Below are 15,482 nucleotides of genomic sequence, written 5' to 3'. Positions count from 1 at the left end.
ACACCACTCCTTGAACACGTACATATGAGTGGAACCTGTCGGCCGCACGCAGGGCGAACACGGACGGGGCCGACGGGGAAATCCCCGTCGGCCCCTGAGCCGCCTCACCGCGTCATCGGTTCAAGGCCTGCGGCCTCGACATTGAGGGTCAGGACTTGACCTGCGGTGAGGCCGTCTCCCCGCCCGGAGGCGTCGACGAGGAGACCGCTTCCTCCTCCAACTCGTCGAGCTCGTCGAAGGCGTAGGCCGACTCCGCGTGCAGCTCGTGGTCGAGGCCGTTGGTCTCGACCTCCTCGGCGATCCGGAAGCCGATGACGAGGTCGATGACCTTGGCGATGACCCAGGTGACGACGAAGGAGTAGATCATCACACCGATGACCGAGATGGCCTGGGCGGCCAGGAGGCCGATGCCGCCGCCGGTGAACAGGCCGGTGTCGCCGCCGCCGGGCACCGCGGAGGAGGCGATGAAACCGATGGCGAGGCAGCCGACGATGCCGCCGACCATGTGGATGCCCACCACGTCGAGGGCGTCGTCGTACTTGAACTTGAACTTCCAGCTGATCGCGTAGGCGCAGACGGCACCGGACAGGAGGCCGACGACGATGGCGCCGACCGGGGTGACGCTGGCGGCCGCGGGGGTGATGGCGACCAGGCCGGCGATGGCACCGGAGGCGAAGCCCAGGGCGCTGATCTTGCCGTAGCGGATGCGCTCGACCAGCATCCAGGCAGCGGTCGCGGCGGCGGTGGCGACCTGGGTGTTGACCAGGGCCAGGGCGGCCTGCTCGTTGGCGGCGTAGGCGGATCCGGCGTTGAAACCGAACCAACCGAACCACAGGAGCGCGGTACCCAGCAGCACGAACGGCAGGTTGTGCGGGCGCATCGACTCGGAGCCGAAGCCCTTGCGGCGGCCGAGGACCAGGACCAGGGCCAGGGCAGCGGCGCCGGCGTTGATGTGGACCGCGGTGCCGCCGGCGAAGTCGATGACCTCGGGCAGGCCGGTCCACTCGTGCATGGTGGCGACCCAGCCGCCGCCCCAGACCCAGTGGGCGACCGGGAAGTAGACGATCAGGGCCCAGACCGGGGCGAACAGCAGCCAGGCGCCGAACTTGGCGCGGTCGGCGATGGCGCCGCTGATCAGGGCCACGGTGATGACGGCGAACATCAGCTGGAAGCCGGCGTCGACGAGGAGCGGGTAACCGCCCTCGCCGCCCTCTGCGGGCTCGATCTCACCGAGGAGGTTGGTCAGTCCCACGTAGTCGAATCCGCCGACGAACATGTCGAGGGCGCCGTAACCGGGCGCGTAGGAGAGCGAGTGCCCGATGAGCACCCACAGCACGCTGACGATCGCGATACTTCCGAAGCTCATGAGCATCATGTTCAGGACGCTCTTCGCCCGCGACATGCCTCCGTAGAAGAAAGCCAGGCCCGGGGTCATGAGCATCACCAGCGCGGCGCTCATCAGCAGCCACGCGGTGTTGCCTGTGTCGATCATTTCGTCGCCTCCATAGGACGGACGGGGGATTGTCTTGAAGGGCGGCAGTCAGCGAGCGCATCATCGGGCCCGGTGCGCTGGCCACGGCGTCCACTCTCCGTCCGGGGTGTTTCTCTGTCGGACCCGACGTGTTGCGCGGGCGTAAAAGGACAGACAGAAGTGTTAAGGCGGCGTGAACCGAACGCGCAGGCCGCGCCAATGCACGTGCACGGGCACAGGAGACACACACCACAGGGACCGAGGGGTCGGATTTGATCACCCTCGGTGACTTTTCACGGTGGCGGTGTCGGTGCGGTCAGGTTCCCGGCCCCGGTGTTTCCCGGGGGTTGCGCCCCGGTGAACCCGCTTCCGGGGCGGGGTGGACGCGAAAAGGCCGGACACCCGCGTGCGGATGTCCGGCCGGAGGGCCGGCGGTTCAGCCGAGGATGGCGTCCACGAAGACCTCGGGGTCGAAGGGCGCGAGATCGTCGGGGCCCTCGCCGAGCCCGACGAGTTTGACGGGCACACCCAGCTCGCGCTGGACCTGGACGATGATGCCGCCCTTGGCGGTCCCGTCGAGCTTGGTCAGGGCGATGCCGGTGACGTTGACGACCTCGGCGAACACGCGCGCCTGGCGCAGGCCGTTCTGGCCGGTGGTGGCGTCCAGGACGAGGAGGACCTCGTCGACCTGGGACTTCTTCTCCACCACGCGCTTGACCTTGCCCAGCTCGTCCATGAGGCCGGTCTTGGTGTGCAGGCGTCCGGCGGTGTCGATGATGACGGTGTCCGCGCCGTCCTCGATGCCCCGCGCGACGGCGTCGAAGGCCACGCTGGCGGGGTCGGCGCCCTCGTCCTTGCGCACGACCGGGGCGCCCACCCGTCCGCCCCAGGTCTGCAGCTGCTCGGTGGCCGCGGCGCGGAAGGTGTCCGCGGCGCCCAGAACGACGCTGCGGCCGTCACCGACCAGGGCACGTGCGAGCTTGCCGGTGGTGGTGGTCTTGCCGGTGCCGTTGACGCCCACGACCATGATCACGGCCGGGCGGCCGCTGTGCGGTTCGGTGCGCACCGCGCGGTCGGTGTCGGCGCCGATCTGGTTGAGGAGTTCCTCGCGCAACAGGCCCCGCACCTCCTCGGTGTCGCGGGTGCCGAGCACCTTGACCCGGGTGCGCAGGTTCTCGACGATCTGGGTGGCCGAGGTGACGCCGATGTCGGCGGTGATCAGGGTGTCCTCGATCTCCTCCCAGGTGTCCTCGTCGAGGGTCTTGGCGGAGAGGAGGGTGAGCAGGCCCTGCCCGAAGGAGCTCTGGGAGCGGGCCAGGCGGGCGCGCAGGCGGACCATGCGCCCGGCCGACGGGGGCGGGGTCTCGATCTCGGGTGCGGCTGGTTCGGCGGGGGCCGGGGCGGCGGCCTCCTCCGCGGGAGGGGCGTGGGCGGGGGGTGTGCCGACCGTCCCGGCGTCCCGTTCCCGGTCCTCCTCCGGGGCGGCCTCCTTGGGCTCCCCGGTGACCTCGGGCTTGGTCTCCTCCTTACCCGGCGTGACCGATCGTCGGGTCCTGACCAGGAAGAACCCGCCAACCGCCAGGAGGGCGACGACGACGATGATGCTTACGAGCAAGGTGATGTCCATAGCGTGAACCAGTCTCCCAGAGTGTTCGACGCCTTCGCATCACGCGGGGTGGCGTGCCGTCAGGTACCGCGGTGGCGGGTGGTCCGCAGGATGAGGACGAAGAAGGGTGCGCCGAGGAACGCGGTGACCACCCCGATGGGCAGTTCCGCGGGGGCGACGATGGTGCGCGCCACGATGTCCACCGCCACCAGGAAGGCGCCGCCCGCCAGCACGGTGACGGGCAGGATCGCCCGGTAGTTGGAACCCACGAGGCGGCGCACGATGTGCGGGACGACGATGCCGACGAAGCCGATCAGGCCGCTCACCGAGACGGCGGCCGCGGTGGCAAGGGAGGCGGCGGCGATGACGACCATCCGCACGACGGCGGGGTTCAGGCCGAGGCTGACCGCCTTGTCGTCGCCCAGGGCGAGCATGTCCAGCAGGTAGCCGCAGAGCAGCAGGACGAGGAGTCCGACGACCGCGTACGGCGCGACGAGGCGGACGTCGTCCCATCCGCCCCGGCCGAGCCCGCCCAGGAGCCATGCGTAGATGCGCTGGAGCTGGTCCACGCCCATCTGCTGGACGAGGGTCTGGGCGGCGGAGAGGAACGAGGAGACGGCCACCCCCGCCAGCACCAGGGCGGCGGTGCCGCCTCCCCCGGCGGTGGAACCGAGGGCGTAGGCGGCCGTCACCCCGGCCAGGGCGCCGAAGAAGGCCGCCACGGGGACCAGGGAGCGCGGGTCGGCGGTCAGTTCCTGCCCGAAGACCATGACCATGGTGGCGCCCAGCCCGGCCCCGGACGCGGCGCCGAGGAGGAAGGGGTCGGCGAGCGGGTTTCGGAAGACGCCCTGGTAGGCACCGCCCGCCGTGGCCAGGAGCGCGCCGACCACGGCGCCCATCACCACCCGGGGCAGGCGTAGCTCCATCAGGAGCGCCTCCTGCCGGTCGGTGAGCGGTGACTCGGTGCCGAACGGCAGGAGGCTGAGCATGTGGCGGAGGGTGTCCGCCGCGGAGATCGAGGCGGCGCCAGCGGAGATGCCGAGGAGCCCGGCCGCGAACAGCGCCGCCGCGGCGCCCAGGAGCCAGCCCCACGGGACCCCGAAGCCCTTCACGCCCTGTTCCCCCCGTTGCTCCTCGTGCCGCCCGTGCCGGTACTACCGGTTGGCGGTCTCGGTGACCGCGTCCCCGACGGCCTGGGCGAAGTCGACCACGCGCGGCCCCCAGCGGGAGGCGATGTCGCCGTCGAGCACGTGGACCGACCCGGTCTCGACCGCGGAGACGGTGTCGAAGGCCGGGCGCTCGGCGACGGCCTCGGCCGCGGCCTCGTCCCCGTAGGAGAGGAAGATCAGGTCGGGGTTCTCCTCCACCACGAACTCCGCGGACAGTTGCGGGTAGTCGCCGCTCTCGTCGTCGGCGGCCTGGTCGGCGATGTTCACCAGGCCGAAGGCGTCGTAGACCTGACCGACGAAGGTGTTGGAGGTCGCGGAGTAGAGGGTGTCGTCGAGTTCCTGGTAGAAGGTCAGCTCGGCGCCCGCGAGTTCGGCGCAGGCGGCGTCGACGATCTCGGTGAACTCGCTCTCCACCCGGTCGGCCTCGGCGTCGGCCTCCTCCGTGTGGCCCGTGGCCTCGCCCAGCAGGCGGATCTGGGAGTAGACGTCCTCCATGTCGGCGGCTCCGCCCAGCACCAGGGTGGGGATGTCGACGGCGTCGAGCTGCTCCGCGGTGTCGATGGCGCTGTCGGCGAGGATGACGAGGTCGGGGTCGTACTCGCTGATCGCCTCGACGCTGGGGGTGAAGCCGCTGAGGTCCGTGGTGGGGGCCTCGTCAGGGTAGTTCGAGTACTCGTCGGCCGCCTCGACCCGATCGCCCGCCCCGATGGCGAAGAGCGTCTCGGTGTTGCTCGGTGAGAGGGAGACGATGCGTTCGGGCGCCTCTTCGAGGGTGACCTCGCCGAGCACGCCGGCCACGGTGACGGGGAAGGTTCCGTCTCCGACGGGCTCCCGGTCGGCGGCCGGCTCGGGGGCCCCGCAGTCGGCGGAGGCGGCCCCGGTCTCCTCCGTGGCGTCGGGTTCGGCGTCGGTGGTGCCGCAGGCCGTGAGGGCGAGGGTGGCGCCCAGGAGTGCGACGGGCAGTTGGCGAGCGATCCGCACGGTGCTCCTTCGGTGAGCCGGGAAGGGAGCACGGCCCGGTCGGGGACGGCCGGTCCTTCCCACGAGGACGGGTTCGTCGGGGCCGAAGAGGCGACCTGGCTCGTCCCCGCGCTCGGGCGGGGCCTCACAGTTGCGGGACAGCACCGGGTTGGGCGGCCGGATGTGGCCGCAGGACCGGATTTCGCTCGTTCGGCACCGGTCGTGCCGCCCGGAGGGTGGCACAACCCCTCCACTGTACGGGCACCCCTTCAGCCGCCGCGCGCCCGGGTTCACCTGCTCCGAGCTGCGCTTTCCGTACGGTTTCAGGGCCGGCTCCCCAAGCCGGAGGCATTCGGTACCGCGTTCCCCGATCCGAGTTTTTGTTTGGTTTCAAACTAAAAATGCTTTATGTCCAATTTATTAACTTCTGGGGCATCAGAAGAAACTCGCACCACTTGGACCTGCTGCGTGGCCATATTGAGTCTTAATGCACATTGACACCTCGATCGCACACAGCAATGATCTCGTTGCCATGCGCGCCGATTATCCGAATACGGACATCAAGCGGCGTATCCCCCGTGCGCGTACACCCGCACCCGGCGGGTCGTCGCTCCCCCGGTGTCCTGAGGCGCGCACGAGAAGGGATGTGTTGACAAGGTGGCACCCCACCGATCACGCCTGGCGCCGCTCGCCGGGCTGACACTCATTGCGGGCCTGGTCGCGGTCGCACCGGCAGGCGCCGACGAGAGCTCGGAACTCGCACCCCTCCACCCGGCACCCACGGCGGAGAACGGCGAGCTGACACACCAGGTACAGGACCTGTGGTTCATTGAACTGGAGAGCCCTCCCACCTCCAGGGGAACGGCCTCCGCACGCGTCGACGACGAGCACGAGGATTTCCGCGCCGAAGCCGAGGAGTACGGCCTGGAGTACAGCGAACGGCTGTCCTTCAGCGAGCTGTGGAACGGCGTATCCGTGGAGATGGACGACTCCCAGGTAGGTACGGCCCGGGAGATCCCCGGCGTCGCCGCGATCCACCCGGTCGTCCGCCACGAGATCCCCGAGCAGGACGAAAGCGCACCGGAGATGGACACCGCGCTCGGCATGACCGGCGCGGACGTCGTACAGAGCGAGCTCGGGCTGTCCGGTGAGGGCCTGCGGGTGGCCGTCATGGACACCGGGGTCGACTACACCCACCCCGACCTCGGCGGTTCCGGCGAGTTCCCGTCCGAGCGCGTGGTCGCCGGCCACGACTTCGTCGGCGACGACTTCAACGCCGGCGACCCGGCCAGCTCCACCCCCGCCCCCGACGACGACCCGCAGGACTGCAACGGTCACGGCACCCACGTCGCCGGCATCATCGGCGCCGAGGGCGAGGTCACCGGGGTCGCACCCGACGTGGCCTTCGGTGCCTACAAGGTGTTCGGCTGCTCCGGCTCCACCACCTCCGACATCATGGTCGCGGCCATGGAGCAGGCTCTGGCCGACGACATGGACGTGCTCAACATGAGCATCGGCTCGGCCCACTCCTGGCCCCAGTACCCGACCGCCGTCGCCTCGGACAACCTGGTCGACGAGGGCATGGTCGTGGTCGCCTCCATCGGCAACTCCGGGGACACCGGCCTCTACTCCGCGGGCGCCCCGGGTCTGGGCGCCAACGTCATCGGCGTCGCCGCCTACGACAACACCCACATCCGGGCCGCGGCCGCCGAGGCCACCCAGAGCGGCGAGACCATCGCCTACATGGAGATGGACGACGCGGTCCTGCCGCCCGGATCCGGGGAGAGCGACGAACTCGTCTACGTCGGCCGGAGCTGCTCGTCCCTGGGCGACGAACTGGAGGGCGACCCCGAGGGCAGGACGGCCCTCGTCGTCCGCGGTGACTGCACCTTCGCCGAGAAGTACGACGCCGCGGTCGACGCCGGCGCCACCGGTGTCGTGATCCACAACAACGTGCCCGGCATGTTCGCCGGAGGCGGCATCACCGACCGGGGCGCCTTCGCCGTCGGCATCTCCGCCGAAGCCGGGACCCACCTCCTCGAACTCCTGGAGGGCGACGAGCCCGTCACCCTGACCTGGACCGGTGAGCAGGCCACGGTCCCCAACCCGACCGGCGGCCTGATCAGCAGCTTCAGCTCCTACGGCATGGCCGCCGACCTGGACCTCAAGCCGGACCTGGGCGCCCCGGGCGGTCTGATCAACTCCACCTACCCGATGGCCAAGGGCGGTTACGCCACCATCAGCGGTACCTCGATGTCCTCCCCGCACGTCGCGGGCGGCGTCGCCCTGCTGCTGGAGGCCCGCCCCGAGCTCGGCGCGCACGAGGTGCGCGACGTCCTGCAGAACACCGCCGACCCGACGATGTGGTGGGGCAACCCGGACCTCGGTGTCCTGGACAACGTCCACCGTCAGGGCGCGGGCATGCTCGACCTCCCCGGCTCGATCCTGACCACCACGAGCCTGGCCCCCGGCAAGCTGGCCCTGGGCGCCACCGAGGGACCGGTGACCGAGACCGTCACCGTCTCCAACGACGGTGACCAGGCCGCCACCTACGAGATCTCGCACGAGCCCGCGCTGGGCACGCACGGCAGCACCTTCACCCCGTCCTTCAACGCGGCCTCCGCCGAGGCCTCCTTCAGCACGGACGCGGTGACCGTCGGCCCCGGCGAGTCCGTGGAGGTCGACGTGACCGTCACACCGCCCGCCCGCGACCACGAGCAGATGCTCTACGGCGGCTACGTCACGGTCACCGAGGTCGAGGGCAAGGGCGCGGGTGAGTCCCACCGCGTCCCGTACGCCGCCTACAACGGCGACTACCAGGAGATCGAGGCGATGACCCCGATCACCGACGCCAACGGCGACGTGCACGAGCTGCCGTGGCTCACCCGCATCACCGAGTGCGAGGCCTTCTCCGGCCTGGAGTGCGCCGACGACAACGGCGGCACCTTCGAGAACCGGCCCGACGGCGCCACCTACACGCTGGACTGGGTGGACGGGCTGCCCGACGTCCCGTACGTGATCGCGCACTTCGACCACCACGTGACCAAGCTGGAGATGACCGTCGTCGACGAGCGCACCGGCCGCCCGGTCCACCCGGACCGCAACGTGGCCGTGGACGTCGACTACGTCAACCGCAGCGCCACCAGCACCGCCTTCTTCAGCTACGCCTGGGACGGCACCGTGGTGGACTCCCGCGACCGCGTCAAGCCCGTGCGGGACGGCGACTACCGGCTGGAGGCCCGGGCGCTCAAGGCGCTCGGCGATCCGGACAACCCGGACCACTGGGAGACGTGGACCTCTCCGGTCATCACCATCGACCGGGGCTGAGTCCGGCCCGGTAACGGAGCGACGGGGCCGCCCTTCTCGACCGAGAGGGCGGCCCCTGCGTGTGCGGTGTCCGCCGGCCGGTCCCGCAGGAACCGGCCCCGGAAGGGCGGGCTCAGGCCGGGCGGTCGAGCTTCTGGCTGATGACCTGGGAGATACCGTCACCCTGCATGGTGACGCCGTACAGCGCGTCGGCCGACTCCATCGTGCGCTTCTGGTGCGTGATGACGATGAGCTGCGAGGACTCCCTCAGTTCCTCGAAGATCACCAGCAGACGCTGGAGGTTGGTGTCGTCCAGGGCCGCCTCCACCTCGTCCATCACGTAGAAGGGCGACGGACGGGCCTTGAAGATGGCGGCGAGGAAGGCCACCGCGGTCAGCGAACGCTCACCGCCGGAGAGCAGCGACAGCCGCTTGACCTTCTTGCCCGGCGGTCGGGCCTCCACCTCGATACCGGTGGTCAGCATGTCCTCCGGCGTGGTCAGCACCAGTTTGCCCTCACCGCCGGGGAACAGCCTGCCGAAGATCGCCGCGAACTCCCGCTCCACGTCCAGGTAGGCGGCGGAGAACACCTCCTGCACCCGGGCGTCCACCTCGGCGACGATGTCCATCAGGTCCCGGCGGGTCTTCTTGAGGTCCTCCAACTGCGCGTTGAGGAAGGCGTGCCGCTCCTCCAGCGCCGCGAACTCCTCCAGCGCGAGCGGGTTGATCTTGCCGAGCTGGTTGAGCTGGCGTTCGGCGGCCCTGAGCCGTTTGGCCTGCACCTCGCGGACGTACGGCAGCGGTACCGCCTCCTCCCCCGCGTCCACCGGCGGCGGCACCGGGACCCGGGGGCCGTACTCGGCGACCAGAGCGGGCACGTCCACACCCAGCTCCTCCACCGCCTTGGTCTCCAACTGCTCCAGGCGCATCCGGCGCTCGGCCCTGGCCACCTCGCCGCTGTGCGCGGAGCTGGTGAGCTTCTCCAGTTCCACGGACAGCTCCCGGACCCGGGCGCGCACGGTCCTGAGTTCGCCCTCGCGGGCCTCGCGTTCGGCCTCGGCGGCCACCCGCTCGCTCTCGGCCGCGGCCAGGGACACGGCGATCCGCTCCAGGGCCAACCGTGCGCTCTCCGCCACCGCCCGGGCGACGGTGGCCTGCGCGGCACGTTCGCGGCGCCGCTCGGCCTCGCGCTCCACGGCGCGGCGCTCCTCGGCGGCCTGGGCGAGCAGCGCGTCGGCCCGGCCCGCGATGGAACGGGCCCTCTCCTCGGCGGTGCGCACGGCCAGCCGGCGCTCCATCTCGGTGGCGCGGGCGCGGGAGGCCAGCGCGGCGAGCTCGTCGCGGTGGTCGGCGTCGGGCGCCTCCTCGTCGACGGCGGCGGCGATCTCCTCGGCCTCGGCCAGTTCCTCCTCCAGGCGCTCCAACTTCCGGGCGTCCTCGCCACGCGAGGCGGCGGCCTTCTCGGCGGCCGCGGCGTAGCGTTCGGACTCGGCCTCGGCGGAGCGGGCCTGTCCGCCCAGCTTGCCCAGCCGCTGCGCGGACTCGTTGCGCCTGCGGTCACTCTGCCGGCGCCGCGCCGTGACCTCCTCCGCGGCGGCGGCGATCTCGGCCCGCTCGTGTTTCTTGGCGTCCAGCTCCACGGCCACGTGCTTGGCCGCCTCGGTGGCGGCCTCCAACTGTTCGGCAGCCTCGTCGACCGCCGCCTGGACCTCCAGGAGGCTGGGCGCGGCCGCGGTACCGCCGTGGACCATCTCAGCGGCGAACACGTCACCTTCGGGGGTGACCGCGCGGACCCCGGGCAGTGCGCGGACCAGGTCACGGGCACCACGGGCGTCGGAGGCCAGGGCCACCCGGTCGAGCAGCGCGTGGACCGCGTCGGACAGGTCCTCGGGCGCGGAGACGGCGTCGGCGGCGTAGCGCACGCCGCCGGGCAGGGACGGCCAGTCGGCGCGGTCCGCGGAGGGAATGGCGCGCGCCACCACGATCCCGGCCCGCCCGGCGTCCTCGGACTTGAGGAGTTCCAGGGCCGCGATGGCGCCGGCCTCGTCGCGGACGGCGACGGCCCCCGCCGCCGCCCCGAAGGCCGCGGCGACGGCGGTCTCGTGGCCGGGATCGACCTGCACGAGGGCGGCGAGGCTGCCGAGCATGCCGGGAAGTCCGGCCTCCAGCAGGGTCCCGGCGCCGTCCTTGTGCGCCAGCCCCAGTTCGAGGGCCTCCTTGCGGGCGGCCAGCGCGGCACGCTCGCCCTCGGCGGTGCGTTCGGCGTCGCGGAGCTCGTTGAGCTCGGCGTCCACGGCCGACAGACGGCGGGTGAAACGCTCCTGGGTCTGGTCGAGCTCGGCGTCGCCCTCGTCCAGCCCGGCGGCCTCCTCGGCTGCCATCTCGTACTCGGCCTGGGCGGCGACGGCTCGTTCGGCGGCCTGCCGGGCGGCCTCCTCCAACCGGCTGATCTCGCTCTCCTGCGAGGTCAGCCGCCCCCGAAGGCTCTCCACTCCGGCACTCTTGCGGACGATGACCTCCCGGCGTTCGGCCGCGGCGCGGGAGGCGGCCTCCAGCCGGCGCTCCTCGCGGTGCAGAGCGTCCTCCGCGGCGGAGCGCTCGGTGACGCCGGCCTCCAGGACCTCGCGGGCCTCCTCCAGCCGGGTCTGGAGTTCCTCCTCCTGGGCGGCGGCCTCCTCGGCCTCCATCTCCAGTTCCTCGGGGTCGCGGCGCTGGACGACCTCGCCCTGCACCGCGACCAGGTTCCGGTGGCGTTCGGTCGCCAACCCGCGTACGGCTTCGAGGCGTTCGGTGAGCCGGGACAACGCGTGGTAGGTCTCGGTGGCCCGGGCCAGGACCGGAGCGGCGGCGGTGGCCCGCTCGTCCAGTTCGGCCTCACGGGCCTGGGCCTGGTTGAGGGAGGCCTCGGCGGCCTTCCGGTGCGCCAGGACCTCCTTCTCGTCAGCCTCCTCCTTGGCCAGCTGGTCGGTGAGGGTGACGATGTCGTCGGCGAGCAGGCGCAGCCGGGCGTCGCGCAGGTCGGCCTGGATGACGGCGGCTCTGCGGGCGAGTTCGGCCTGCCGGCCCAGGGGCTTGAGCTGGCGGCGCAGTTCGGCGGTGAGGTCGGTGACGCGGTCCAGGTTGCCCTGCATCGCGTTGAGCTTGCGGATCGCCTTCTCTTTGCGTTTGCGGTGCTTGAGGATGCCCGCCGCCTCCTCGATGAGGGCGCGGCGTTCCTCGGGCCCGGCGTGCAGGACGGTGTCCAACTGGCCCTGGCCGACGATGACGTGCATCTCGCGGCCGATGCCGGAGTCGCTGAGCAGGTCCTGGATGTCGAGCAGTCGGCAGGTGTCGCCGTTGATCGCGTACTCCGAGCCGCCGTTGCGGAACATCGTCCGCCTGATGGTGACCTCGGTGTAGTCGATCGGCAGGGCGCCGTCGGTGTTGTCGATGGTGAGGTTGACCTCGGCGCGGCCCAGCGCCTGGCGGGTGGAGGTGCCCGCGAAGATCACGTCCTCCATCTTGCCGCCGCGCAGGGACTTGGCCCCCTGTTCGCCCATCACCCAGGACAGGGCGTCGACGACGTTGGACTTGCCCGAGCCGTTGGGCCCCACCACACAGGTGATCCCGGGCTCGAAGCGCAGGGTGGTGGCCGACGCGAACGACTTGAAGCCGCGTAGCGTCAGATTCTTCAGGTACACCCGCGCCTCCCACGTCGGTCACCGTTCCTGCCACGGGCGGTCGCCACGGGGCCGACAACAAGGGTGCCACGAAGCGGTGACCGAGGGGCGGTGTTGGGAAGACCCGGGGCCGATGACCTGCACCACCGTCGGCCGGAGGCGAGCAGAGGCCCGGCGGGACTGAAGGAGGGGGGATATCCGGCGGACACGGAGGGTTGCGCAGGGGCCCGCCGGGTACAACGGTAAAGAAGCCGTAAGGGAAAGGAAAAGCGTACGGCGGATTTCCACTGGTTCCCGGTCCGCGACGACCGGGTTTCGTCAGTGATCCGGCCAGGGACGCCTGTGATGCGTTCGGCGTCCCCGTCAGTGGATCATCAGCGGATCAACGGTGTCGTGTACGGGCCACATCCCGCGACCCCACGACGGTGAAACGGAAATCAGGCGAGCGCGGGCTCGCGGTCGGTCGCGCCAGCGACGTCGGTGACGGCCATGCTGAGCTGGTCGTTCTGGGCCTGAAGACGGCTGATCTCGTCCTCAAGGTCGCGTACCCGCTTCTGGAGACGTCGCATCTCCGAGACCATACGCGGGTCGGAGCCGCCAACGTGGCCAAACAGAGCCTTCGCCATGGTGTGGGTCCTCCACAGTGAGTGACCAGTAGTGATGCGCGCGTACGTGACCCGTGTCCCTGCCGGTCCCACCTGCCGTGGGCCGACCACACGGGCAGAAGATGCGCGATGTATCTTCCAGAGTCTCACTCTGCGCGCCACTGGTCAAGATTGGATTACAACGGTCCGTAACGACCACAGCCCAGACGAAAACGCCCAGGGCATGTGGTATCGCACGGTACGAACATGATCCACCCCCGGCGGAGCCGGTACGCAGAGCCCGGAAACGGCTTGCGCGGTGGTCCGTGTGTCGCGGCGCCCGGCTACCGCTCGGCCGCGCCGCCCCACGGTCGATGCTCGGACCGCGTTACCCTTCCAGCATACTCACCGTTCGACGAAACCGTCGAAGGAACCCCCCGCCGGAGACCAGCGTTCGACCACGGAGTCCACCCGCCCGGGGGTTTCTCCGCTTCTCAGGTGCCCCAGGAGCCTCTCGCAGCCCTCCTTGGGCCCTTCCGCGACGACCTCGACCCGGCCGTCGTCCAGGTTGGTGGCGGCTCCGGTCAGACCCGACTCCAATCCCCGAGACCGCACCCACCAGCGGAAACCCACGCCCTGGACCCGTCCGCGCACCCACGCGGTCAACCGGACGGGCTCTTCCTCTTTCCTCACGGCCCCGAACTCTCCCTTACTTCACGGAGACACTTTCCTCACCGACACGCCCCGAAAGCCCTTTCGGGCACACGGTCGGACATATCGACCACTCCCGCGGGCCTCTCCGCCGGTCTGGGACCCGGGCCCGCAGGAACGCCCGCCTCAGGGACGCGGGCGCGGAGCCCGCTGGCAGCTCGGGCAGCTGAACGACGAACGGTTCATGAAGGCCTCGCGCACGATCGGTGTGCCGCAGCGCCCGCAGGGCCGGTCCCGCCGCCCGTAGGCGTTGAGCCCGCGTTCGAAGTACCCGCTCTCCCCGTTGACGTTGACGTACAGCCCGTCGAAGGTGGTGCCGCCCACCTCCAGGGCCTCGGTCATCACGTCGCTGACGTGGCCGAGCAGTTCCCTGGCCTGGTCGTTGGTCAGCCCCCGGGTGGACCGGGCCCAGTGCAGCCGCGCCCGCCAGAGCGCCTCGTCCGCGTAGATGTTACCCACGCCGCTGATCAGCGACTGGTCGAGCAGGGCCCGCTTGACCTCGGTCCGCTTGGCTCGCAGCGCCCGGACGAACGCCTCCGGGACGAAACCGGGGTCCAACGGGTCCAGGGCGATGTGGTCCACCGACGAGGGCACCTCGGCGTGCTCCCCCGCGTGGTCCACCAACAGGTGACCGAAGGTGCGCTGGTCGACGAAGCGCAGTTCGTTGCCGTCTGCCAGGGGCAGGCGCACTCGCAGGTGCCTCTCGTCCGGCTTGCCCTGCGGCTGCACCAGCATCTGCCCGCTCATCCCCAGATGGGCGAGGAGCATGTCACCGCTGTCCAGGACGAGCCACATGTACTTGCCCCGGCGACGGACCGCGGTGGGGATCTGGCCGGTCAGGCGTCCGGCGAAGTCGGCGGGGCCCGGCACGTGCCGGCGGACCGAACGCGGGTGCAGCACCTCGACGGGACCGATCCGCCGTCCCACCGCGTGCTCGCTGAGGCCGCGTCGGACGACCTCCACCTCGGGGAGCTCCGGCATTCCTCAGCCCTGCCCCTGGCCGGGGGCCTTGCCCTTGGCCTTCTCGGCGGCGTCCGCACGGGCGCGGATGGCCTTCCAGGCGGACTCGGCGGCCTGCTGTTCGGCCTCCTTCTTGCTGCGGCCCTCACCCAGGCCGTAGCTCTCCCCCGCCACCCGGACGGTGGCACGGAAGGTCTTCTGGTGGTCGGGGCCGCTCTCGTCGACGTGGTACTCGGGCACACCGAGCATCTGGGCGGCGGTGAGCTCCTGGAGGGAGGTCTTCCAGTCCAGCCCGGCGCCCAGCCCGGAGGCGGTGGCGATGAGCGGGTCGAAGAGGCGGTGCACGAACTCCGAGGCCACGTCGAGGCCGCGGTCCAGGTAGACCGCGCCGATGATGGCTTCGAGGGTGTCCGCGAGGATCGAGGACTTGTCCCGGCCCCCGGTACCCTCCTCACCCCGGCCGAGCCGGATGTAGGTGCCGATGCCCAGCCCCCGCGCGACGTCGGCGAGGGCACGCATGTTGACCACGGCGGCGCGCAGCTTGGCGAGTTGGCCCTCGGGCAGGTCCGGGTGCTTGCGGAAGAGGGTGTCGGTGACCACCAGGCCGAGCACGGAGTCGCCGAGGAACTCCAGGCGCTCGTTGGTGGGCAGACCGCCCTTCTCGTAGGCGTAGGAGCGGTGGGTCAGGGCTCGGAGCAGGATCTTGGGGTCGACCTCGACCCCGATCGCCTGATGGAACGACTTGGCTTCGGAGACGGAGAGTTGGCTGGCCACGCGAGTTCGCTTCCCTGTCGGGCGTGCCGGTGCGCGGCACGCGGAGGTGGAGGGGTCTCCGGTCCGGCCAGGACGCTCGAAAACGAGGTGATCGTCGCGGGAGCGGTCGCTCCCCCGGCGGCCACCACGATCTCGGGAGTCCGTACGGAACCCGGATCACCGGTGTTGGGGTGCCCCGGGAAGGTTTGTTCCCAGGGTTTTCCAGATCACTCTACAAAGCTCCGGGGCCGGGGGTCCCCGAGACAGCCCCTCCCCCTGACAGCGCTGCGGGGCGGACCCCTCA

10 protein-coding genes are annotated in these 15,482 nt (G+C 70.8%); 1 reads left to right on the top strand and 9 read right to left on the bottom strand.

The features are described 5' to 3' along the window. Window positions 1-148: 148 nt before the first annotated feature. The 4 genes from ACUKCB_RS26580 to ACUKCB_RS26565 all read right to left on the bottom strand — a co-directional run bounded on the left by ACUKCB_RS26580 (window position 149) and on the right by ACUKCB_RS26565 (window position 5,227). The gene (locus ACUKCB_RS26580) at window positions 149-1,492 is read right to left on the bottom strand and encodes an ammonium transporter (RefSeq protein WP_473038266.1); all 1,344 of its coding nucleotides are present in this window, start codon (window positions 1,490-1,492) and stop codon (window positions 149-151) included. Between the two features lie 415 nt (window positions 1,493-1,907). Then, window positions 1,908-3,098 (bottom strand): signal recognition particle-docking protein FtsY, encoded by a 1,191-nt coding sequence (gene ftsY / locus ACUKCB_RS26575; RefSeq protein ID WP_473038265.1) that lies wholly within the window; start codon window positions 3,096-3,098, stop codon window positions 1,908-1,910. Between the two features lie 59 nt (window positions 3,099-3,157). Next, complete coding sequence (locus ACUKCB_RS26570; RefSeq protein WP_473038264.1) at window positions 3,158-4,189, bottom strand: FecCD family ABC transporter permease; 1,032 nt, start codon at window positions 4,187-4,189, stop codon at window positions 3,158-3,160. 42 nt (window positions 4,190-4,231) lie between these two features. Then, on the bottom strand, window positions 4,232-5,227 hold the full coding sequence (locus tag ACUKCB_RS26565) for an ABC transporter substrate-binding protein (RefSeq protein WP_473038263.1): 996 nt from the start codon (window positions 5,225-5,227) through the stop codon (window positions 4,232-4,234). Between the two features lie 636 nt (window positions 5,228-5,863). Between ACUKCB_RS26565 and ACUKCB_RS26560 the strand changes: the two genes are divergently transcribed. Beyond that, window positions 5,864-8,533 (top strand): S8 family serine peptidase, encoded by a 2,670-nt coding sequence (locus tag ACUKCB_RS26560; RefSeq protein WP_473038262.1) that lies wholly within the window; start codon window positions 5,864-5,866, stop codon window positions 8,531-8,533. Window positions 8,534-8,645: 112 nt separating this feature from the next. Here the strand turns inward: ACUKCB_RS26560 and smc are convergent, their stop codons facing one another. The 5 genes from smc to rnc all read right to left on the bottom strand — a co-directional run bounded on the left by smc (window position 8,646) and on the right by rnc (window position 15,199). Next, complete coding sequence (gene smc, locus ACUKCB_RS26555; protein ID WP_473038261.1) at window positions 8,646-12,191, bottom strand: chromosome segregation protein SMC; 3,546 nt, start codon at window positions 12,189-12,191, stop codon at window positions 8,646-8,648. A 416-nt stretch (window positions 12,192-12,607) separates the two neighbouring features. Continuing rightward, window positions 12,608-12,796 (bottom strand): hypothetical protein, encoded by a 189-nt coding sequence (locus ACUKCB_RS26550; protein ID WP_191274288.1) that lies wholly within the window; start codon window positions 12,794-12,796, stop codon window positions 12,608-12,610. Window positions 12,797-13,159: 363 nt separating this feature from the next. Continuing rightward, window positions 13,160-13,447 carry an acylphosphatase gene (locus ACUKCB_RS26545; protein ID WP_473038260.1) on the bottom strand — a complete coding sequence of 96 codons (288 nt, stop codon included), beginning with the start codon at window positions 13,445-13,447 and terminating at the stop codon, window positions 13,160-13,162. A 144-nt stretch (window positions 13,448-13,591) separates the two neighbouring features. Continuing rightward, entirely contained in the window at window positions 13,592-14,446 is an 855-nt protein-coding gene (gene mutM, locus ACUKCB_RS26540) for a bifunctional DNA-formamidopyrimidine glycosylase/DNA-(apurinic or apyrimidinic site) lyase (protein WP_473038259.1), read from the bottom strand. 3 nt (window positions 14,447-14,449) lie between these two features. Further along, window positions 14,450-15,199: a ribonuclease III gene (gene rnc / locus ACUKCB_RS26535; RefSeq protein ID WP_473038257.1), complete on the bottom strand. Its 750-nt coding sequence runs from the start codon at window positions 15,197-15,199 to the stop codon at window positions 14,450-14,452. Between the last annotated feature and the right edge of the window lie 283 nt (window positions 15,200-15,482).

This window comes from Nocardiopsis moroccensis (genome assembly GCF_055763695.1).
This window is presented reverse-complemented; position numbering and strand designations above follow the sequence as displayed.

Bases quoted from the DNA above. Each gene is read 5' to 3' on its own strand.
- ACUKCB_RS26580 (WP_473038266.1), bottom strand. From the start codon at position 1,492: ATGATCGACACAGGCAACACCGCGTGGCTGCTGATGAGCGCCGCGCTG.
- ftsY (WP_473038265.1), bottom strand. From the start codon at position 3,098: ATGGACATCACCTTGCTCGTAAGCATCATCGTCGTCGTCGCCCTCCTG.
- ACUKCB_RS26550 (WP_191274288.1), bottom strand. From the start codon at position 12,796: ATGGCGAAGGCTCTGTTTGGCCACGTTGGCGGCTCCGACCCGCGTATG.
- mutM (WP_473038259.1), bottom strand. From the start codon at position 14,446: ATGCCGGAGCTCCCCGAGGTGGAGGTCGTCCGACGCGGCCTCAGCGAG.